General features: G+C 68.2%; 19 protein-coding genes. 13 read left to right on the forward strand and 6 right to left on the reverse strand.

Going from position 1 to position 20,923, the window contains the following annotated elements:
• Nucleotides 1-50: 50 nt before the first annotated feature.
• From IU450_RS11745 to IU450_RS11765, 5 genes are all read right to left on the reverse strand, one after another.
• Nucleotides 51-1,427 (reverse strand): amidohydrolase family protein, encoded by a 1,377-nt coding sequence (locus IU450_RS11745; protein ID WP_195149805.1) that lies wholly within the window; start codon nucleotides 1,425-1,427, stop codon nucleotides 51-53.
• Between the two features lie 7 nt (nucleotides 1,428-1,434).
• Entirely contained in the window at nucleotides 1,435-1,887 is a 453-nt protein-coding gene (locus tag IU450_RS11750) for a MaoC family dehydratase (protein WP_195149806.1), read from the reverse strand.
• A 66-nt stretch (nucleotides 1,888-1,953) separates the two neighbouring features.
• Nucleotides 1,954-3,381 carry a FadD3 family acyl-CoA ligase gene (locus tag IU450_RS11755; protein WP_195149807.1) on the reverse strand — a complete coding sequence of 476 codons (1,428 nt, stop codon included), beginning with the start codon at nucleotides 3,379-3,381 and terminating at the stop codon, nucleotides 1,954-1,956.
• On the reverse strand, nucleotides 3,378-4,574 hold the full coding sequence (locus tag IU450_RS11760) for an amidohydrolase family protein (protein ID WP_195149808.1): 1,197 nt from the start codon (nucleotides 4,572-4,574) through the stop codon (nucleotides 3,378-3,380). Before IU450_RS11760 ends, IU450_RS11755 begins: the two co-directional genes overlap by 4 nt.
• A gap of 38 nt (nucleotides 4,575-4,612) precedes the next feature.
• Entirely contained in the window at nucleotides 4,613-6,178 is a 1,566-nt protein-coding gene (locus IU450_RS11765) for an AMP-binding protein (protein ID WP_195149809.1), read from the reverse strand.
• Between the two features lie 92 nt (nucleotides 6,179-6,270).
• Here IU450_RS11765 and IU450_RS11770 point away from each other — a divergent pair, with 92 nt between their 5' ends.
• Both IU450_RS11770 and IU450_RS11775 read left to right on the forward strand, forming a co-directional pair.
• A complete protein-coding gene (locus IU450_RS11770) occupies nucleotides 6,271-6,987 on the forward strand; it encodes an enoyl-CoA hydratase/isomerase family protein (RefSeq protein ID WP_195149810.1) in 717 nt (238 codons plus the stop codon).
• A gap of 339 nt (nucleotides 6,988-7,326) precedes the next feature.
• Complete coding sequence (locus tag IU450_RS11775; protein WP_228834436.1) at nucleotides 7,327-7,929, forward strand: hypothetical protein; 603 nt, start codon at nucleotides 7,327-7,329, stop codon at nucleotides 7,927-7,929.
• A gap of 22 nt (nucleotides 7,930-7,951) precedes the next feature.
• Here the strand turns inward: IU450_RS11775 and IU450_RS11780 are convergent, their stop codons facing one another.
• The gene (locus tag IU450_RS11780; protein WP_195149811.1) at nucleotides 7,952-8,560 is read right to left on the reverse strand and encodes a TetR/AcrR family transcriptional regulator; all 609 of its coding nucleotides are present in this window, start codon (nucleotides 8,558-8,560) and stop codon (nucleotides 7,952-7,954) included.
• A 750-nt stretch (nucleotides 8,561-9,310) separates the two neighbouring features.
• Between IU450_RS11780 and IU450_RS11785 the strand changes: the two genes are divergently transcribed.
• From IU450_RS11785 to IU450_RS11835, 11 genes are all read left to right on the forward strand, one after another.
• A complete protein-coding gene (locus IU450_RS11785; RefSeq protein ID WP_195150030.1) occupies nucleotides 9,311-10,207 on the forward strand; it encodes an ABC transporter permease in 897 nt (298 codons plus the stop codon).
• On the forward strand, nucleotides 10,207-11,061 hold the full coding sequence (locus tag IU450_RS11790) for an ABC transporter permease (protein ID WP_195149812.1): 855 nt from the start codon (nucleotides 10,207-10,209) through the stop codon (nucleotides 11,059-11,061). Before IU450_RS11785 ends, IU450_RS11790 begins: the two co-directional genes overlap by 1 nt.
• Entirely contained in the window at nucleotides 11,058-12,326 is a 1,269-nt protein-coding gene (locus IU450_RS11795) for an MlaD family protein (protein WP_228834438.1), read from the forward strand. The genes IU450_RS11790 and IU450_RS11795 overlap by 4 nt, the downstream gene beginning before the upstream one ends.
• Nucleotides 12,323-13,360: an MlaD family protein gene (locus IU450_RS11800; protein ID WP_195149813.1), complete on the forward strand. Its 1,038-nt coding sequence runs from the start codon at nucleotides 12,323-12,325 to the stop codon at nucleotides 13,358-13,360. The genes IU450_RS11795 and IU450_RS11800 overlap by 4 nt, the downstream gene beginning before the upstream one ends.
• Before the next feature lie 4 nt (nucleotides 13,361-13,364).
• Nucleotides 13,365-14,420, forward strand: a complete 1,056-nt coding sequence (locus IU450_RS11805) for an MCE family protein (protein ID WP_195149814.1) — start codon at nucleotides 13,365-13,367, stop codon at nucleotides 14,418-14,420.
• Nucleotides 14,417-15,523, forward strand: a complete 1,107-nt coding sequence (locus IU450_RS11810) for an MCE family protein (protein ID WP_195149815.1) — start codon at nucleotides 14,417-14,419, stop codon at nucleotides 15,521-15,523. Before IU450_RS11805 ends, IU450_RS11810 begins: the two co-directional genes overlap by 4 nt.
• Entirely contained in the window at nucleotides 15,520-16,629 is a 1,110-nt protein-coding gene (locus tag IU450_RS11815; protein ID WP_195149816.1) for an MlaD family protein, read from the forward strand. The genes IU450_RS11810 and IU450_RS11815 overlap by 4 nt, the downstream gene beginning before the upstream one ends.
• A complete protein-coding gene (locus tag IU450_RS11820; protein ID WP_195149817.1) occupies nucleotides 16,626-17,933 on the forward strand; it encodes an MlaD family protein in 1,308 nt (435 codons plus the stop codon). The genes IU450_RS11815 and IU450_RS11820 overlap by 4 nt, the downstream gene beginning before the upstream one ends.
• A gap of 22 nt (nucleotides 17,934-17,955) precedes the next feature.
• Nucleotides 17,956-18,618 (forward strand): hypothetical protein, encoded by a 663-nt coding sequence (locus IU450_RS11825; RefSeq protein WP_195149818.1) that lies wholly within the window; start codon nucleotides 17,956-17,958, stop codon nucleotides 18,616-18,618.
• 110 nt (nucleotides 18,619-18,728) lie between these two features.
• The gene (locus IU450_RS11830; RefSeq protein WP_195149819.1) at nucleotides 18,729-20,006 is read left to right on the forward strand and encodes a cytochrome P450; all 1,278 of its coding nucleotides are present in this window, start codon (nucleotides 18,729-18,731) and stop codon (nucleotides 20,004-20,006) included.
• Between the two features lie 79 nt (nucleotides 20,007-20,085).
• Entirely contained in the window at nucleotides 20,086-20,922 is an 837-nt protein-coding gene (locus tag IU450_RS11835; RefSeq protein WP_195149820.1) for a mycofactocin-coupled SDR family oxidoreductase, read from the forward strand.
• Nucleotide 20,923: the final 1 nt, after the last annotated feature.

Below are 20,923 nucleotides of genomic sequence, written 5' to 3' on the forward strand. Positions count from 1 at the left end.
GGATATCCGCGGGATCGGCACGCTGACCCGGTACTGCTGAGCCGTGCGGACTAGCCGTCCGCCACATGCACAGGGGTGCCGTCCACGATCGTGGCCGCGACCAGGTCCCGGTCCGGGACGGTGACCTCCTGCGGCGGCACGCGCAGCAGGGTCAGGTCGGCGACCTCCCCGGCGGCGATGCCGCGTGGCACGCTCGGCCGGTCGGGGTGTCCGGCGAACAAGGCGAGTGCGGCGGCCGGCGACAACCGCTCCGGGCCAGGCTCGCGCTCGATGGCCGCGCGCACCACCCGCCACGGGTCCGGGTCGCCGAACGGAGCGTCGGTGCCCGCCGCGACACCGACTCCGGCGGCCTGCAAGGAGCCGAGCCGCCACAGGTCGCACCGGTCCTCGGCGGCCACCTCGCGGGCGTACTGCTCGGCCCGCTCCACCGGGAAATGCGGTTGGGTGATCACCGGAATCCCGTTGCGGCGCAACCATTCCATGCTGTCGACCGGCACCATGGCGCCGTGCTCGATCCGGTCGCCGGCCAGCGCCCCGGCCTCGTCGACGGCCGCGATGGTCAGGATCAGCTGCACCCGGGTCACGCAGTGCACCGCGACGGGTCTGCCCGCCAGGTGTGCTGCCCGGACGAGTGCGACGAACTCCGGCAGCGGGGGAAGCGCGGTGTCATCGAGCAGGATCTTGGTGGGTCCCAACGAGAATCGCGGCTGCCCTGGATCGGTCACGCCGGGCGGCGCCATGCAGTGCACCCGCTGCCGGATCTTCCCGGCCGCCACCGCCTCGCCGAGGGCGTCGATGTCATCCTGGGACAATCCCGGTGTCGCGTCGGTGTAGCCGGTGACGCCTGCCGCCGCGGCCCGAGCGCTGATCAGCGCCGGATCGGCCGTGCCGGCAGGCACTCTGGTGCCGAGCCAGGAGTCCAACCGCCACAGTCGTCCGTTCGCCGCACCGTGCGAGTCGCGCTCCACGCCAGGAAGCGCGCAGGCATTCGCCCCCGTATCCTGGCAGCCGCGGGAGTTCAGCACCCACAGCGCACCGGACCGGTGCTGGATCCGCACCGGCCGATCCGGGACCAGATGGTCGAGCACAGCGCGGTCGAGCGGACCAGCGACACTCTCGTGGTAGCCGACGCCGCGAATCCACTGTCCTGCCGGTAGCTCGGCGTCGGCCCGGCGCAGCGCCGCGGCGAACTCGATGGCGTCCCGCACTCCGGGCGGGCCGACCGGTACGGACCCGGCCTGCGCGGCGAGCGCCCGCAGATGGATGTGGTGGTCGTGCAGTCCGGGCAGCAACCATCCGCCGTGCGCATCCAGGTCGTCCTCGCCGGGCAGCGGACGCAACCCGGTGGCGCACTCGACGATGCGCCCGCCGCGCCAGCGCACGTCGGTGTGCGGGCTTCCGGTCAGCGTGGCGTTGCGAATCAGCATGTGCCGCTCAGGCCAGGTACCTGACCACGTGCTCGGCGACGCAGGCCGGCTTGTCCGCGCCCTCGGCGGTGATCGTCACGGTGCGTTCGGCCTGGACCCCGCCGGGCACATCGGTGACGGCGGTGAGGGTGACGGTGCCGCGCACCCGGCTGCCGACCCGGACGGGACTGATGAAGCGCGCTTTGTTCAGCCCGTAGTTGATCGCCATCCGGGCCGACCGCACGGTCATCAGCTGCTGACTGATCGGGGCGAGCAGTGCGAGAGTGAGGAACCCGTGCGCGATGGTGGCTCCGTACGGGCCGTCGACGGCGCGGTCGGGGTCGACGTGGATCCACTGGTGGTCGCCGGTCGCCTCGGCGAACAGATCGATGCGCCGCTGGTCGATCTCGATCCACTCACCGGGCCCGAGCGCGGTGCCCACCGCGGCGCGCAAGGCGTCGAAATCATGGAAATCGGTCATGCGGCATCCCTTCGACGATCGACGTGAGCACGATATCGGGCGCGTGAACCCGGCGCCTCGTCGCCGCTACCGCAGCTGATCCTTCATCACCTTGCCGGTCGCGTTCAGCGGCAATGCGCCCAGAAAGCACACCGAGCGCGGAACCTTGTAGCCCGCCATTCGGTCCCGGCTCCAGGCGATCAGCTCGTCTTCGGTGATCGGATGCTTGGTCACCACGAAGGCACGGCAGACCTGTCCGAGTCGTTCGTCCGGGACACCGATGACTGCGGCCTGCGCGACCGCGGGATGTTCCAGCAGAAATCCCTCTATCTCGGCCGGATACGCGTTGAACCCACCGACGATGAACATGTCCTTCTTGCGGCCGATGATGCGCAGCCTGCCGTCGGAATCGAGACTGCCGAGATCGCCGGTGTGCAGCCAGCCGTCGGCGTCGATCGCCTCGGCCGTCGCCTGCGGATCGTCCAGGTAGCCCTGCATCACGCTGTAGCCGCGGACGAGAACCTCACCGTCATCGGCGATGCGGACCTCGACACCGTCGCAAGCCTGTCCGACGGTCGTCGCGATCTGCTCGAAGGTGTCCCCGGGCCGCGACGCGGTGGCGGTGCCCGCCTCGGTCAACCCGTATCCGGTCATGATCGACTGGAACGGAAGTTCCTCGCGCACCCGGCGGATGAGCTCGACGGGGATGTCGGCCGCTCCGGTGACCGCCGCTCGCAACGACGAGAGATCGTGCTCGCCCGCGGCCTCCAGCAGCGAATGGTAGAGGGTCGGCGGGCCCGGCAGCATCGTGATCCGCTCCCGTTCCACCAGTTCCAGCACCCGATCGACGTCGAACACCGGCACCGGAAGGATCGTCGCGCCACGGATGAGCGACGCGACGAGACCCGCTTTGTAGCCGAAGGTGTGGAAGAACGGGTTGACGATCAGATAGCGATCGCCCTCCCGCAGATCCGCCAGATCGCACCACTCCGCGTAGAGCCGCAGCGTCTGCGCGTGATTCATCATCACGCCCTTGGGACGGCCGGTGGTGCCGGAGGTGTAGACGATGTCGGCGATGTCGGTGCCTGCCACGCTCCGTTCGAACGGAGCGCCGCTGTCCAGGAAATCCGACTTCAGATCGATCACCGGCACCTCGGCGGCGCCGGTGTAGTCGACGCCGAGGAAGCCCTGCTGGACCAGCACCGCTTTGGCGCCGCTGCGGCGGATGACGTCGCCGGCTTCCTCCGCCTTGAAGCGGGTGTTCACCGGTACCAGCACGCCACCCGCGGTCAGCAGGCCGAATGCCGCGACGATCCACTCCGCCGAATTCGGCGCCCAGATCGCCGCCCGGTCGCCCTTCTCGATGCCCGCCGCGGCGAACGCCCCCGCGGCCCGGCGTACTCGGTCCGCGAGTTCGGCGAAGCTCCACCGCAGGTCCCCGTCGACGACCGCTTCGGCATCGCCGAAGCGGTCCGCCGTCGTCAGCACCATCTGCGGGATGGTCTGCCAGGTCATACCTTCAGCAGCCGTGCCAGGTTCCCGCCCATGATCTTCGCTTGGTTCTCCAGCGGCATGTCCTTGATCTCGTGGATGTAGCGCGCCGGCTCGGCCAGGCCCTCCGGATGCGGCCAGTCGGAACCGAACAGCACGTGATCTGCGCCGATGACGCTGGACAGCCGTTCCAGATCCTCTTCCCAGAAGGGGCTGACGTAGAGGCTCTGCTTGATGGCCTCGATCGGGTCGCGGAACCCGAAGCCCTCCGGCGCCTTCTTGTAGACGTCGGACAGCTGCTGCAGCAGCGGCTCCAGCCAGGCGGAGCCGTTCTCGATGACGGCGATCTTCAGCTCCGGGAAGCGGTTGAGCGCGCCGTGGCAGACCCAGGACGCCACCGCGTCGGTGACCGGACGCCATTGGTTGGTCATCGCGAAGGTGTTGGTCTTGAACGGCAGCATCTCGAGGGAGCTGCCCTCCCATTCGGCGTCGAAGCGCGAGTAGCCGCTGTCCGAGGAGTGCATGGTGACCAGCACGTCGAGCTCGACGACCCGCTTCCAGAACGGATCGAACTCCGGCAGTGCGAACGAGCGCATGCCCTTGAAGCCGGGCACCGGAGCCGGGCGGACCAGGATCGCCTTGGCGCCGTGCTCGACGACGCACCAGTTCAGCTCCTCGATCGCCTTCTCGACGATCGGCAGGGTGACCACCGGGACGGTGAAGATCCGGTCGGAGTGCACGAAGTTGCCGTCTCGGCCCCAGGTCTCGAGCATCCACTGGTTCAGCGAGTGGATCACCGCGTGGATCAGCTCGGGATGGTTGCGCATGCGTTCCTCGACCAGGCTGGCCAGGGTCGGGAACATGAGCGCGCGCTGCAGCTGCAGCTCGTCCATGACCTTCAGGCGTTCCACCGGGTCGCGGAAGGCCTGGATGGCGCGCATCGGCTCACCGAAGATCTCGCGCCTGCTCTTGCCCTCGGGATTGCCGTGCTTGAAGTACTCCTCCATGGCGCCGGGCCGGGCCACGACATCGAAGGTGGGATTGGGGATGTACTCGCTGATCTGGCCGAGCACCGCGATCTTGGTGCGCCCGTTGATCTCGACGTACTGGATGGTCCCCGCGTACTCCTTGGGCAGGTATTTGGTGAGGGCGTCCTTGGTCTCGTACAGGTGGTTGTCGGCGTCGAAGAGCTGATAGGGCAGCTCGACTTTGGTCATGGAATCCTCCTTGGCGAATAATGAGAATGTTATTCTCTTCAGGGTTGCACCGCAACGCTCTCGGCGACGGCGCGCGTGGCGGCGAGATCCTCGCGGACCACGAACTTGCGGATCTTGCCGCTGGCTGTCCGGGGGAAGTCCGCGACGACGTGCACTTCCTCCGGCCATTTCTGCTTGGCCAGTCCGGCGGTGGCGAAGTGGGCGCGCAACTCGTCCAGGCTCGGCACGGATCGGCCCGGCTGCAGGCGCAGCACCGCGGCGGTGCGCTCGCCGAGCCGGGCATCGGGCACGGCGACCGCCACCGCCTCGGTCACGCCGGGCAGGGTCAGCAGAACTTCCTCGACTTCGAGCGCGCTGATGTTCTCGCCGCCGCGAATGATCATGTCGGACTTGCGGTCGGTGATCGTCAGGTAACCGTCCGCGTCCAGCGCGCCGACGTCGCCGGTGTGGTACCAGCCGTCGTCGTCGAAGGCGGAGGCGGTGAGCTCGGGATCGGTGTAGCCCAGGCACAGATCCGGTCCGCGGCTGAGGATTTCGCCGTCCTCGGCCAACCGCAATTCCACGCCGGGGAGCGCGGCGCCGTCGGTGAACAGCCGCTTGGCCTCCGGTGCGGTGTGGTGCGATCCGGTGATCGAGGGGTGCTCGGTACTGCCGTAGGAGCGGTACACGGTGATGCCGATCCCGGCCAGCCGAGTGGTGACCACGGCGGGCACCGCCGCGCCACCCAGACCCGCGTAGCGCAGGTGTGGCAGGTGCGCGCGGGTGTAGTCCGGATGGTCGAGCAGGCTGGTGACGTAGTAGGGCACGCCGCCGCCCACGGTGAGCCGCTCGGTGAGCATCAACTCGAGCACCTTGCCCGGATCCCAGACATCGAGGAGGTTGATCGGCACCCGGTCGAGCACCGGGATCAGGAAGGCATTCACCATGCCGATGAAGTGACCGATCGGCGCGCCGGTCAGCTGGTCTCCTCGATCGGCCGGGTATATGCCGGCCAGCTGCCGGGTCTCGTGACCGAGCGTCTGGTGGCTGTGCACCACGCCTTTCGGGGCGCGGGTGGTGCCGGAGGTGAACGCGATCAGCGCGGGGCCCGCGGGATCGACGGCAACGGTTCCCGGCAGGGGTTCCCGATCGAGCAGGTCCTCGAAATCGTCGCCGACCACGCCGACGATCGGGACGGGCTCGCGCAGGTCGGGAGCGAACTCGGCGTTGCCGAACCGATCGGTGGTCACGAACACCTTCGGCCGGACCGCCGCCAGGATGTAGGCGACCTCCTTGCGTCCGTAGAAGTGCACGATCGGCACCACGGTCGTCCCGAGGAGGGCCGACGCCCAGAACACCGCCGCCGCCTCCATCCAGTTCGGCAGCTGGAAGGCGACCGCGTCGCCCGGGCCGACGCCGCGGCGGCGCAATCCGGCGGCCAGCCTGCGGGCGACGTTCTCGACGTCGGCGAAGGTGCCCGACCAAGGGCGCACCGCGGAGTGGACGCGGAACGCGGTGTCCGGCGCGGCGGCCAGTCCGGCGGCCAGGAGGTCGCCGATCGTCTCCGAGGTCCACCAACCCTCCTCCTGGTAGCGCTGGACCAGGTCGAGGGGGATCTTGCGCATCGTCGACTCCCATCCCGTGGCGGTGCGCCGCGCGAGATACGTATAGTGTTCTCTGAAACAGAGAATCACATTTCCTAATGGGAGAACAAGACATGGTCGAGCTCGAGCTGGACGCGGGATCGGCGGTCGTCACGATCAATCGCCCGCACGCCCGCAACGCCATCGCCCCGGCCACGATGGACGAACTGGAGAAGGCGATCGACGCCGCCTCCGGAGCCAGGGTCCTGGTCATCACCGGGGCGGGGGACCGTGCCTTCGTTTCCGGCGGAGACCTGAAGGAACTCGCCGCGTTGCGGACCGAGGAGCAGGCGGCGGCCATGGCCCGGCGGATGCGCGAGATCTGCGACCGGCTCGCCGCGTTCCCCGGCCCGGTGATCGCCGCGCTGAACGGGCACGCCCTCGGCGGTGGTGCGGAGGTGGCGGTGGCCGCGGACATCCGGATCGCGGCCGACGACATCAAGATCGGGTTCAATCAGGTGTCGCTGGCGATCATGCCCGCGTGGGGTGGCGCCGAGCGGCTCGCCCGGCTGGTCGGCCCGGGCCGGGCGCTGCTGCTCGCGGGCTCGGGGACCATCCTCGACGCCGCGTCCGCCGAGCGGATCGGGTTGGTCGACCAGGTGTTGCCGCGCGCCGAATTCGACAAGGGCTGGCGCGCCGTGGCCCGGTCGCTGGCCAACTCGTCCGCCGCCGCGATCAAGCGGGTGGTCGGCGGTGTGCCTCCGGAGGAGGCTGTCGCGGCGTTCGCCCGGCTCTGGGTGGCCGACGAGCACTGGCGCGCGGCGGATCGAGTGATGAACCGCGCCAGATGATTTCGTGCAGTCACGGCCGTGGGGCGGCATGGCTGGACGGAGTGAATGTTGTGCCAATAGTGATGTAGATCACATACTGCATATTTGCGAGGTAGGTATCACGGATGCGAGAACCAACTTACGGTGTGATCGGTAGGTCTCCCGGTGGAGCGAGGCGATGGTCCGTCAGCAGCCCTGGCGCTCCGTTCACTTCCCGGATCGACCTCTCGGCTCGGCGTGCGGCCGCCGTCGAGGCGACGGTTCCGCCGATTCCAGTGTCGGCGCGACCAGCGGCGCCCGATGCCGGGCCCGCGGTCGGACCTGCCCGGAACTGCACGTTCGATAACGGGATGAGTAACCATGGCCAGACGATCCGTCGATTCCGTTGACCGAGGTGTTCGGGAAATCCGCTCCGTTTCGCGCTGGCGAGCCCACGCGCGACGGCATCCGCTGCGCTACCGCTCGGCGGTGGTGGCGCCGAGTGCGATCGAGGTGATCCGCCACGCGGGCGGCTGGCTGTTCGACCGGACCGCCGCGGGGTGGGAGGTGACCGTGCTGGTCTCCGACCACGCCGATGTGCGTCCGCTGCGGATCCTCGGCGCCACGGTGCTCGACCTGGAGCAGTCGCTGGCCACCCCGGTGCACGACACCTGGCCGACGGCCGTCGCCGTGGCCGCGCGGACCTACCGGTCCGACGCCCGGGTGCGCGACGGGGTGCTCGACTGCCTCGACCGCGGCCTCACGGAGGTCGCGGTGTGGGGTGCGGACCTGCCCGCCGAACTGGATCAGCGCGTCGGCCCCGCGCGGCATGAAATGAGCGTTGCGGCAAAAGCTTTCAAGTCGTGTGCCCTCACCGCGGCGGGACTGCCCGCCGAGGTGGCGGGATCGAGCGAGGTGTTCCGGACCGGAGGACTTCGGCCGTCGACCTACCGGTGCGAGGTGGATCTCGTTCCGGCGCAGTGACGGCCGCCGATCGCGCCGCCGGTCAGGCAGGGGCCGGTCCGGCGTCGCCGCGTTCGCCTTCGAGCTTCTCGATCTCCCGCTCGACCAACTCGAAGGCTTCGGCGTGCCCGCCGGACATGCCCAGCGCCCGCTCCAGCACGACCACCCGGGAGACGCTGGTCATCAGCACCGCCATCGCGGCCGGCGGAAATCGCGTTGTGTCGAATTCGTATTCGTTCAGAATTCGCTGCAGCACGGCCGTCTGGATGGTGCGGAATCGCTCCGCGTAGTCGGCCACCGCCTCCCGTATGGCGGGCCGATGATTGGACAGGCCGACGAATTCCATGGTGAAGCGCACTGCCGCCGGGTCGGTGCTGAAATCCCACAGGGCGCGCAGCGGTTTGTCCGTTTTCATCATCTCGGCCTGGAGTTCGAGCCCTTGCTCGGCGCGGCGCTGGAAGATTTCCAGCAGCAATTCGTCCATGGAGCGGAAGTAATAATGCACCAGCTGCGGCTTGAGTCCGGCGCGGTCGGCCACGCGGCGGGAGGTCACCGCTGCCCAGCCCTCCTCGAGCAGAAGCTGTTCAGCGGCGTCGAGCAGGACGCTGCGATTTCTGGCGTCGGGGGCTCCGATCCTGCGGGGCGATGGCATCCGCCGTCCTCCTTCGAGAAAGCTGGTCGTGGGATCAATTCGTATCGTAGTACCGGACACCGGTTCTATTGACGCGTTGTCTCGGCACATGCTATGCATGTGCACAGCATCTTGCTGAGCATCCGCTCGGCATCCGGTGCCGGGGCGGTGGATCCGGCCGCTGTGCACCGATGTCGCGGGGTACTCGACACGTGAACATCAGGTAGTCAGGAGGCCTGTGCGGGCTCGCGGTGATACGGCGCGCACTTCGCGGCACCTCTTTCGTGGTGCGCGCGGAATTTATCGCACGGCGGCTCGGCCGCCGGAATAACGACGCCTCGTTCGGCGAAACGAGTCGTTCGGTCGACGATGTCGTCGACTGTTCGAGTGGCAGGAAACAGCCTGTCACTCCATTTGTGCTCTCGTTCTCGTGTCGTGTCCAATACTATTCACTTCTTTCCGGCGAAATTGCGAAAATCTTTTCACTTACGCTATTGACTCGTGATGTGACTGCCCGCACAATAACGATGTGACGCTTCGTTGCCGGAGCGAGCACTCGGGGCGAGATTCGAGTCGGGCAGGTGGGCCGACGTCTCGGGTGCGGATTTCCGACCCTCCGGAAGCGCGGCAGTCACTGGACCGTTCGAATGTCCGGACAATTCCTTGTGCAACCGTGTTGCCGTCGCGTGGAACAAAACTGTTTCAAATTGTTCTCCAGTGCCGATGGATATGGGCCGATGGATGCCGGACCTGAAGAGTTTCGAGAGCATGATGATTCCCCGAGAAGCCGACGCGCGTGCAGGCACGCGCGCCTCCGCCGGCGGCGACGCGCCGCCGGAGAGGTGGGCGACTCGGGCGATCACGGCGTGGTTCCGCGGATACCTGCGCCGGCATCCGATCACCGCCCTGGAAACCGTTGGCGGCCAGTTCGTTCTGGGCGTGCGCGCACTGCAGTACCTGTGCGTGGACGTCGTCACCGGGCGTTTCGCGTTCGCGGAGTTCGTCAGGCAGGCCGCCTTCATGGCTTCGGCGGCCGTGTTGCCGACGATCTTCGTGTCGTTGCCGATCGGGGTGACGCTGTCCATTCAGTTCGGCCTGCTGGCCGGGCAGGTCGGCGCGACCTCGCTGGCGGGCGCCGCGAGCGGGTTGGCGGTCATCCGGCAGGGCGCGCCGATGGTGGCCGCGCTCCTCATGGCCGCGGCCGTCGGCTCGGCCATCTGCGCGGACCTCGGCTCCCGGAAGATCCGCGACGAGCTGGACGCGATGGAGGTCATGGGGGTTTCGGTGGTGCGTCGACTGGTCGTGCCGCGGCTGGCCGCCGCCGTGGTGGTGGGCGTGTCGCTGACCGGTGTCGTCTGTTTCGTCGGCTTCCTGGCCGGCTACCTGTTCAACGTCTTCGTCCAGAGCGGTGCGCCCGGTAGTTTCGTCACCACCTTCGCGTCGTTCGCGACGGTCAGCGACCTGGTACTGACCCTGTTCAAGGCCGTCGTGTACGGCGCCATCGTGGCCGTCGTGGCGTGCGAGAAGGGATTGTCGACCAAAGGCGGTCCCGCGGGCGTGGCGAACTCGGTCAACTCGACCGTCGTCGCGTCGATCCTGCTGTTGATGACGGTGAACGTCGCGGTCACGCAACTGTCGATGATCCTGTTCCCCAGGCAGGGGTTGTGATGGCCGCGCCCTACCGCCCGCCGGGGACGCGCCTCGCACTGCGGAGCTTCACCCTGCTGGGGACGGCGATCATGCGCCTGGGGCACATGATGACGTTCTTCCTGCGCGCCGTGTTCTCGATTCCGGTGATGCTGCGCCACTACCGAACCGAGTTCGTGCGCATCCTGTCCGATGTCACGTGGGGCAACGGTTCCATCGTCGTCGGCGGCGGGACCGCGGGCGTCATCATCGTGCTGGGCGCCGCGGGCGGGGCGATCGTGGGCCTGGAAGGCTACAACGCCCTGCATCTGCTCGGGATGGAGCCGACGGTCGGGTTGATCGCCTCGACCGCCTCCACGCGCGAACTCGCTCCGATCATGGCCTCGCTGGCGTTCGCGGCGCAGGCGGGCTGCCGTTTCACCGCGCAGCTGGGCGCCATGGGCATCGCCGAGGAGATCGAGGCTCTGGAGTCGATGGGTATCCGCTCCATCCCATACCTGGTCAGCACGCGGATCCTGGCCTCGGTGCTGGCGATGATCCCGCTGTACGTGGTGTGCCTGGCGGTGAACTATCTCGCGGTGCGGGTGGTGGTCGGGCTGTCCGGCGGGCTGTCGGCGGGAACCTACGAGCACTACTTCCAGCTGGTGCTCAACGGGCCGGACATCGTCTACTCGCTGATCAAAGCGGTCGTCTTCGTCGTCCTCACCTCGACCGTCCAGTGCTACTACGGCTTCTACGCCGCCGGCGGCCCGCAGGGGGTCGGCATCGCCGCCGGGCGGGCGATGCGAGCGGCGATCTCGTTGATGATCGTCGTCAATCTGCTGCTCACGGTTGCGCTCTGGGGCATCGGCGCCAGCGCGAGGCTCGGAGGATGACCATGTCCATCCTGTTCGAGAAAGACGGGCGTGGCCCCTCGGCGGTCGCGCTGCTCTTACGCGGACTGGTTCTCGTCGTGGTCACCGTGGCGGTTGTGTCGGTGCTGCTGATGAAGTCCACCGGCCGCTTCGACGACAAGGTGGAGGTGACGGCCTTGCTGGAGCAGCTCGGCGACGGACTGCCCGCCCGCTCGGACGTGAAGTTCCGGGGGATGCTGGTCGGCACCGTGGCCGAGGTCGCACCAGCCGTCGGCAGCGGCCCCAACCGGGTACGGCTACTGCTGGATCCGTCGGCGGTGGCGCGGATTCCGCGGACGGTGACCGCGCGGGTGGTGCCGAGCAACGTCTTCGCCGTGTCGTCGGTGCAATTGGTGGACAACGGTCCCGGCGCCCCGCTACCCGCGCACGCCGAGATCCGCCAGGACCGCAGCCTTTCGACAGTGCAACTGCAGACCGCGCTCACCAAACTGCGCGAGATCATCGCGAGCACAGCGCGGATCGGCGCGAGCAACACGGTGGGTGTGCTCGCCGCGGTCGCGACGGCGACCGACCGTCGTGGCGCCGACATCGTCGCGGCGGGCGCTCGACTCGAGCGCATCACCAAGGAGTTCGACGCGCTGCTCACCCCGGATGGCGGGCCGCCGACGCTGACCCTGATGGCCGACGCCGTGCGCGGACTGAACGCCTCCGCACCCGACCTGCTCGACGCGCTGCATCACGCGGTCGCGCCCATGCGGACCTTCGCCGAGCACAACCAGCAACTCGTCGGCCTCCTGTCTGCCGGTGGCACGACCCTGTCCGCCGTCGGCGACACGCTGGACCGGCGCACCGACCAGATCGTCACCGTGGCGAACCAGATGGGCCCCGTCCTCGACGTGTTCGCCGAAGGCTCACCGGCGTTCGGGCCGATCGTCGTCCGGATCAAGAAACTGTCCGACCAGTGGTTCACCGAGTTCTGGAATCAGGACAGCCCCCGCGGGCGCGGCAAGTTCCAGTTCCGCTTCACCCCGCACACGCTGTACACCAGGGCGGATTGCGCACATTACGGCGAGCTGGCGGCGCCCAGCTGCAGCACGGCGCCGACCGCCGTACCCACCCAGGAGCTGCCGCCCACGATGGACCCACGGACCTATCCGCCGGCGCCGGTCCTGCCCGCGGATCTGCAAGAGCTGATCCGCCGCGTACTGAGCGGAGACGCCAATGGCGCGGAATCGGTCCTCGCGCCGCTGCTGGGCGACGGCCCCTTCCCTGGAGGCGCTCGATGAGTTATCGCCGTTCCCTGGTCGGGGTGAGCCTGTTCGTCGCCGTCGCTGTCGGCCTGCTCTGGGTCACCTTCGTGACACTGGATCGCGGGGTCAACGGCGGAACCCACCCTTATTCGGCGGTGTTCAGCGATGTCAGCGGATTGCGGGTCGGCGACGACGTGCGCATGGCCGGGGTCCGGGTGGGCCGCGTCGACAAGATCGAGCTGGACGGCACGCGAGCCAGGGTGCGGTTCCGGGTCGAGGACGCCCAGAAATTGTCCGGCAACACGAAGGCGTCGATCACCTACCAGAACGTCATCGGCCAGCGATACCTCGGTCTGTCGCCGGCCGATTTCGGTGACCCGTCTCCGCTGCGTCCGGGCGGGGAGATCCGGCTCGAGCACACCGAGCCCTCGTTCGACATCTCCGAGCTGCTCAACGGATTCGAGCCGCTGTTCGGCGGGCTCGACCCGAAACAGGTCGACAACGTGACCGGTGCTCTGATCAAGGCGTTGCAGGGGGACAACACCTCGGTGGTCCTGCTGATCCAGCAGGTCTCGACCCTGGCCCGATCGCTGGCCGGCCCGGATCAGGTGCTCGGCTCCGTCATCACCAACCTCGATCGGGTGGTGGGCGATCTGGCGGTGCACAGCGGTGAGGTGAGCTCGCTCATCACGCGGTCACGCTCGATCATCGACGGGCTCGCACAGCACCGCGACGAGCTGCTCGGCACGCTGAGCACCGCCGCGACGATGACCGACCGGATGGCGGGCGTGGTCGCGGGCGTGCAACCCGAACTCGACGAAATGCTCTATCGCGAACCGGGTTTCACCCGGCACTTCATGGAGAACAAGGAGAACTTCGCCTACCTCGGATTCAACCTGCCCGCCCTGATGAAGGGCCTGGCCAGGGTGAGTCAGGAAGGCGCCTACCTCGGCACCTACCTGTGCAATTTCGGCGTCGACCTGTTTCCCAGCCTGACGACGCTCGTGCCCACCGTGGTGGGGCTGGCGTCGGCCACCGGGAAGCCCCAGCAATCACCGATCTGCGGGTGAAAGTATGAGACTGAAAAACGTTGCGAGACAGATTGTTCCGACGATCAGGCAGCCGATCGAGGAGCACCCGCGCGGCACCCTGGGCGTGGTCGCGTTGGTGGCGCTGCTGGCCGTCCTGGGCGCCGCGCTGGGGTTCGACGCGCTCGGCGTCGGAAAGGTGACCTACGAGGCGGAATTCGCCCAAGCCGCCGGGATCCGCCCGGGTGACTCGGTGACCGTCGCCGGCGTGCCGGTCGGGACCGTCGAGGCGCAGCGGCTGGCCGGCGACCACGTGGTGGTCACCCTGGAAGTGGACAAGAATGTCTCCCTCGGCTCGGAGACCGGCGCCGCCATCAAGCTGACCACCCTGCTCGGCGCGCGCTATGTGGAACTGCGTCCGGCGGGACAGGGTTCGCTGCCCGGCAGGCGAATCGGGTTGAGCCACACTGCCGTCCCCTACGATCTGCAGCGAGCGCTGGAGAACGCCACGGTCACCTTCGATCGGATCGACGCTCGGCAGATCAGCAAGTCGCTCGACAGCTTGGCCACCCAACTGGACGGGGTGCCCGCGGTGCTGCCCGGCCTGCTGGAGAACATGCGCGCGCTGTCGGAGATCATCGGCGACCGCCGCGGGGAGCTGGGCGCGCTGCTGGCCGGCGCCCAGCGGTTGACCACGGTGGTCACCGAGCAGCGTGCGGACCTGGCCGCGATCACGACTCGGGGCCGCGACCTGCTCACCGAGATCGTCGCGCGTCGCGACGCCATTCAGCGACTGATGGACGGAACCCGGCGTCTCGCCGACCAGCTGCGCGTGCTCGTGGTCGAGGACCGGCCGAAACTCGAAGAGCTGATCACCGGCTTGAACGGATTGCTCGGCAGCCTCGCGCGCAACGACCGACTGCTGCGGAACACGCTGGAGATCCTGCCCGTCCCGGTGCGCAATTTCGCCAACGCCTCCGGCACCGGGAACGAGGTCGACTTCACCTCGCCGGCCGGGCCGCTGGTCGACTCCTGGATGTGCGCCATCAGCAGCCGCGCCCTGCAGGCCGATCTGCCCCCGTACTTCAAGGACTGCAAATGAGAGCGATAGGTCTTCTGATCCGGTTCGGCGCGGTGCTTGTGGTCGGTGCGCTGGCCGGCTGTGCCGGTGACGCGGTGGGTTTGCGAGACAGCGGCAAGACCGTGACCGCCTCGTTCGACAACGGCGCGGGTCTCTACGTCGGCAACGCGGTGGCCGTGCTCGGTATGCCGGTCGGCGAGGTCACCGCGGTCGTCGCGCGCGGCTCACACGTCGAGGTGACGATGGAGATCGACGCCGAGGTGGACATCCCCGCCGACGCGACAGCCGTCACGTTGTCGACGTCGGTGCTGACCGACCGTCACGTCGAGTTCACCCCGGCCTACCGCGGCGGCCCCACCCTGGCCGACGGCGCCCGGATCGGGCTCGACCGCACCAGGACGCCGGTGGAATTCGATCGCCTGCTGGGCGCTGCCGATCGGATGGCGGGCGAGCTGAAAGGCGCGCAGCCCGGCGACGGCCCGATCGCGAGATTGCTCGGCGTCTCCGCGGCGATCACCACCGGAAGCGGTCCCCAGCTGCGTGCGACCATGGACGAACTGGCCGCCGCGATACGCCTGGGCGACGACGGCGGCGCCGCGGTCCGCGACTCGATCACCCGGCTCGTCGACCAGCTGGCCGTCCTGGTGCGCGCGGTCGCCGACAACGAAGGCGTGATCCGCGAATTCGGCGCCGCCACTGGGCAATTGGGTGATGTGCTGGCGGACCTCGATATCGGCGCCGGCGACACGGGTGCGCAGATCAACAAGATTCTGCTGCAGGCGAGCGATCTGCTCACGCACAACGCCGAGAGCATTTCGGCCACGGTCTCCGACGCGAACACGGTGACGCGGGCGCTCGCCGACTACCGGCGCGAGCTGGCCGAATTCATCGACGTGACGCCGCTGCTGCTGAACAACGCCTACAAGGCGGTCGATTTCGAGCATCGCGGTGTGCGGGTGCACGCGCTGCTGGACAAGGTGTTCTTCGACAGCCAGCTCGTCAAAGAGGTGTGCAACATCCTGGGCTTGCGCCAACTCGGCTGTGCGACCGGTACTTTGCAGGACTTCGGGCCGGACTTCGGGATCACCGACATGCTCGAAGCGATGTCGAGGCTGCCACGATGAGGACCTGGCGACAAGGATTCCGCGCGGCGGCACTCGGCGTGGTGGTGCTGGCGACGACCCCGGCGTGTTCGGTCGGGCTGGAGGACCTCCCGTTGCCCGCGCCCGGCGTCGGAGGCGCGAACTACACCATCCACGCCGACTTCGCCAATGCGCTCAACCTGCCCGCCAAGGCGAAGGTCCGGCTCGCCGGAGCGGACGTCGGCGAGGTGACCGGTATGGCGGTGCGCGACTTCACCGCGGTCGTCACGATGAGCATCGGGCAAGACGTGATCCTGCCGCTCGGGACGCGCGCGGAACTGCGCACCGCCACCCCGCTCGGCGATGTCTTCGTCTCGCTCACGGCACCGGCGGACGCCACGCCCGAGACTCCCGTGCTGCGCGACGGCGACAGCATCGCTCGCGCTGCCACGGCCGCCGCCGCCACCATCGAGGAACTGCTGACGACGGCCTCCCTGCTGGTGAACGGTGGCGCGATCCGCAATCTCACCACCCTCGTCAACGGCCTCGGGCAAGCGGTCGGTGACCGCGGCGACCGGGTCGGCGCCTTGATCGAACAGTCGACCCGAGTGGTCCAGGCGCTGTCCGCGCGCTCGGAGGACATCCGCACCACCCTCGCGCAGATCGACCAGCTGACCGGACAACTCGACGCGCAACGCCGCACGATCGATGACGTGGTCTTCGCGGCCGGGCCTGCGCTGACCACCCTTCAGGACAATGCGCGGCAAGCGCTGGATCTGGTTCGCAGAGTGGACCGGATCAGCGGGCAGCTCGCGAAGTTCCCGGGACTGAACGGCGCCGCCACCACCGGCATGGTCGCCGATATCAACCGGATCGCGGCCGAACTGAACGCCGCGGCAACAGATCCGAACGCGAGCGTGGCGGCGATGAACGCGATGCTCGGACCGATCATCGCGATCACCACGAGCACGTCGGCGAGTGTGGACGCCGACATGCGCGATCTGGCGATCGGCGCCTTGCCCGATCCGAACCACACCGGTGATCCGGAGAGCCGGGTGCCCGGCGCGGGGGACTGGGCGGCGTTCGTGGGGAGTCTCACCTACACCCTGCTGAGGCTCCAGCAGCGGGTGACCGGCGGTGGCCGATGAGCGGGTCGACCCGGCTGCGCGCGGCGGGCGCGACGGCGCTGGAGATGCCCGCGCGGGTGCTGGTGAGGACGGTGCGCGCGGGACGAGCCAGGCGTTCGGTCCTTTCCGCGAGCGCGCTGGTGCTCACCCTGGTGGTGGGAGTGGGTTATCTCGTCTTCGGCGCGCTCGGCGTCGATCCGGTGGCCTCGACGATCACCGTGCGGGTGCATCTCGCCGACTCCGGCGGTCTGCTGGCCGGTCGGCAGGTCACCCTGCGCGGCGTGCCGATCGGCCGGGTCGAGTCGGTGGAGCTGACCGGCACCGGCCTGGTCGCGGTCGCCGCCGTCGACGCGGATGCGCGGGTGCCCGCCGAGGGGGAGGTCCGCGTGGCGAGCCTCTCGATGGCAGGCGAGCAGTACCTGGACTTCCGCCCCACCCGCGACGACGGACCGTATCTCGCCGACGGCGCAGAGATCGCGGTCGAACGCACCACGACGCCGACACCGCTGTGGAAGACGCTCACCGAACTGGATTCGGCACTGGCCCAGGTGGATCCCGCAGAGCTGGCGGCCATCGTGGACGAGCTCGGTGTCGGTCCCGAGGGGCCGGGCAAACTCGCCGACATCCTCGACGGCGGCCTGTTCCTGGTCTCCACCCTGGATGCGGTGCTTCCGCAGACCGTGAGCCTGCTGCGCGACAGCCGGTCGGTGCTCGCGACGATCAGCGATTTCGGTCCCGGCCTCGGCAGATTCGCCGCCGACACGAATACCTTGCTCAGTGGCGTCGAGCAGAAGTCCGGTGGTTATGTCGAGTTGCTCGCAGCCGCACCGGGAACCTTGCGCGCGCTCGACGCCGTGCTCGCGGAGAACTCCGCCGCGGGCGCGGGGCTGCTGGCGAACCTGACGGTGGTGGCCGATACGACGTCGAAGCGAGTGCCCGCTTTCCAGGAGTTCTTCTTCCCGACCGAGCGCTCCGGCTCGACGCTGGATGCGATCGGCGTGGCGTTCCACGACGGTGGCGTTTGGGGATTGGTGAATCTGTATCCCCGCTACACCTGCGACTACGACCTTCCTCGGCGCCCGCCGTCGCTGCCGGACTTCCCCGAGCCCTACCTGTACACGTCGTGTCCCAACCACGATCCCTCGGTGCTCATCCGCGGCGCGCGCAACGCGCCCCGCCCGCCGGGAGAGGAAATTCCGGACGGGCCGCCGCCGGGCGTCCGTGCGGATCAGCAGGCCACACCCACCCCGATCGGGCCGCTGTCGCTTCCGCTCACGTTCGCGGGACCGCCGCTGCCGCCCCCGCCGCCCGCGCCGCGGCGATGACCGAACGGAGAAAGGAAGATCTATGAGCCACAGCGACATCGAGACAACGGTAGCGACGAAGGAGAAGCCGCCGACAGGGCAGGACGAGCCCGAGGAGGCGGCTGCCACGACGGACTCCGCCCGGTCCGAGCAGCCCGCCGACAGCGCCGCGGCCGAAGCGCGGCCGAGCGAGACCCCACGGCGGGGCCGGATGTCCCGGGTGCTCCCGTTGGTCCGCCGGGGGCTGCTGCCCGTCATCGCGGCGGTGGCGGTGGCGGCGATCGTCGCCGCGGCCGTGCTGGGATGGCAGCTGAAGAAGGAACGTGACGTGGACGCCGCGGCGGAGGCCGGGCTCGCCGCGGCGCGCTCGTACGCTGTCACGCTGACGAGCGTGGACTCGGGCACGCTGGACCATGATTTCGCCGCCGTGCTCGACGGGTCGACAGGTGAGTTCCACGACATGTACACCCGCTCCAGCGGACAGCTGCGGCAGCTGCTGCTGGACAACAAGGCGACCGGTAAGGGCACGGTGCTCGACGCCGCGGTCAAGTCGGCGACGGAGACGAAAGTCGAAGTCCTGCTGTTCATCGATCAGACGGTGACCAACACCGCCTCGTCGGACCCGCGGGTCGATCGCAGCCGGGTCATGATGACCATGGAACTCGTCGGCAGCCGTTGGCTGGCGAGCCGCGTCTACCTGCCCTGATAGCTGATCCGCTCATTACCCTTGCAGCCAGATGAGAATGCTATTCGCATATGCGAAGAGTGCTGTTACCATCGAGAAAGGTTGCTTCTACCCCTCCAGGAGTGCTCCGCATGACTGACTTCGATTCGGTCGACTACTTCACCGATCCGGCGCTCGTTCCGGACCCACACCCGTATTTCGATCATCTGCGGGCGAAATGCCCCGTGACGCAAGAATCCCGGTACGGCGTGTACGCGGTGACGGGGTACGAAGAGTCGACAGCGGTGTTGAAGAACGCCGATGTGTTCTCCTCGGCGATCGCGGTCGGCGGGCCGTTTCCCCCGTTGCCCTTCGAGATCGAGGGTGAGGACATCACCGAATTGATCGAGCGGCACCGTGATCGGTTGCCGATGTTCGAGCACATGGTGACGATGGATCCGCCGCAGCACACCTATGCGCGCTCGCTGCTGAATCGGTTGCTGACGCCGGCGCGACTGAAGGAGAACGAGGACTTCATGTGGCGGCTGGCCGATCGCCAGCTCGACGAGTTTCTGGAGCGTGGCCGGTGTGAGTTCCTCGCCGAGTACGCCAAGCCGTTCTCCTTGCTGGTGGTGGCCGACATGCTCGGTGTGCCGGAGGAGGACCACGAGCAGTTCCGCATCGCGCTCGGCGCCGAGCGCCCCGGGTCGAGGGTCGGCGCGATCGACAACGAAATCGTGTCGAGCAACCCGCTGGAGTGGCTGGACGAGAAATTCGGTTCCTATATCAGTGATCGGCGGCGTGAGCCGCGTGACGATGTGCTGACCTCGCTGGCGCTGGCGAAGTACCCGGACGGGTCGACCCCCGAGGTCATCGACGTCGTGCGCTCGGCCACCTTCTTGTTCGCGGCCGGGCAGGAGACCACGGCGAAGTTGCTGAGCGCGTCGTTGCGGATTCTCGGCGATCATCCCGAGGTGCAGGAGCGATTGCGGGCCGACCGCAGCCTGATTCCGGTGTTCATCGAGGAGACGCTGCGGTTGGATTCGCCGGTGAAGAGCGGTTTCCGGTTGGCGAAGCGGGCGACGACGATCGGGGACACCGATATTCCGGTGGGATCGACGGTGATGTTCTGCCCCGGTGCGGCCAATCGTGATCCGCGTCGTTTCGACGATCCGCACGAATTCCGTTTGGATCGCCCGAACTTCCGCGAGCACATGGCTTTCGGCCGCGGCGTGCATTCCTGCCCCGGCGGCCCGCTGGCGCGTGTCGAAGGCCGGGTCTCGATCGAACGCATCCTCGACCGCATGCTCGACATCTCGATCGATGCGCAGCGGCACGGTCCGGCGGGGCAGCGTGACTACACCTACGAACCCACCTTCATCCTGCGTGGGCTCACCGAACTGCACATCACCTTCACTCCCGATCCCTGAGCGACCGGGCGCGAATTCCCCTCGCTCCGAGTCCATTCACGAGCAAGCCGTTTCGGCGAGACAACGAATAGAGGTAACCATGACCGGACGGGTCGAAGGAAAGGTCGCGTTCATCACCGGCGCGGCGCGCGGCCAGGGCCGCAGCCACGCGGTGCGGCTGGCGCAGGAGGGCGCCGACATCATCGCCGTCGACGTCTGCAAGCAGCTGGACAATGTGCCCTTCCCGATGTCCACGCCCGAGGATCTGGCGACCACCGCCGATCTGGTCAAAGCCGAAGGCAGGCGCGTATTCACGGCCGAGGTGGACGTGCGCGACTACGCCGCGCTGAAGACCGCCGTGGACAGCGGCGTCGAGCAGCTCGGGCGGCTGGACGTCATCGTCGCGAACGCGGGCATCGGCAACGAGGGCGGGCAACTGCTCGACCTCGAGGAGAATCTGTGGGACGACATGATCGATGTCAACCTCGGCGGCGTGTGGAAGACCGTGAAAGCCGGCGCGCCGCATCTCATCGCCGGTGGACGCGGTGGTTCGATCGTGCTCACCAGCTCCGTCGGCGGGCTCAAGGCGTACCTGAACGTGGGGCACTACGTCGCCGCGAAGCACGGCGTCGTCGGTCTCATGCGGACCTTCGCCGTGGAACTCGGCCAGCACTCGATCCGGGTCAACTCGGTGCACCCGACGCACGTGAACACGCCGATGGTGATGAACGAGGGCACCTACAAGCTGTTCCGTCCCGACCTGGAGAACCCGGGCCCGGCCGATCTCGAGCCGATCTGCCGGATGTTCCACACCCTGCCGATACCGTGGGTGGAGCCGGTCGACATCAGCAATGCGGTGCTCTACCTGGCCTCCGACGAATCCCGTTTCGTCACCGGTGTTCCGCTGCCGATCGACGCGGGCAGCATGCTCAAGTAAG

Source organism: Nocardia abscessus, assembly GCF_015477775.1.
In the GTDB taxonomy this organism is placed as follows: domain Bacteria; phylum Actinomycetota; class Actinomycetes; order Mycobacteriales; family Mycobacteriaceae; genus Nocardia; species Nocardia abscessus_A.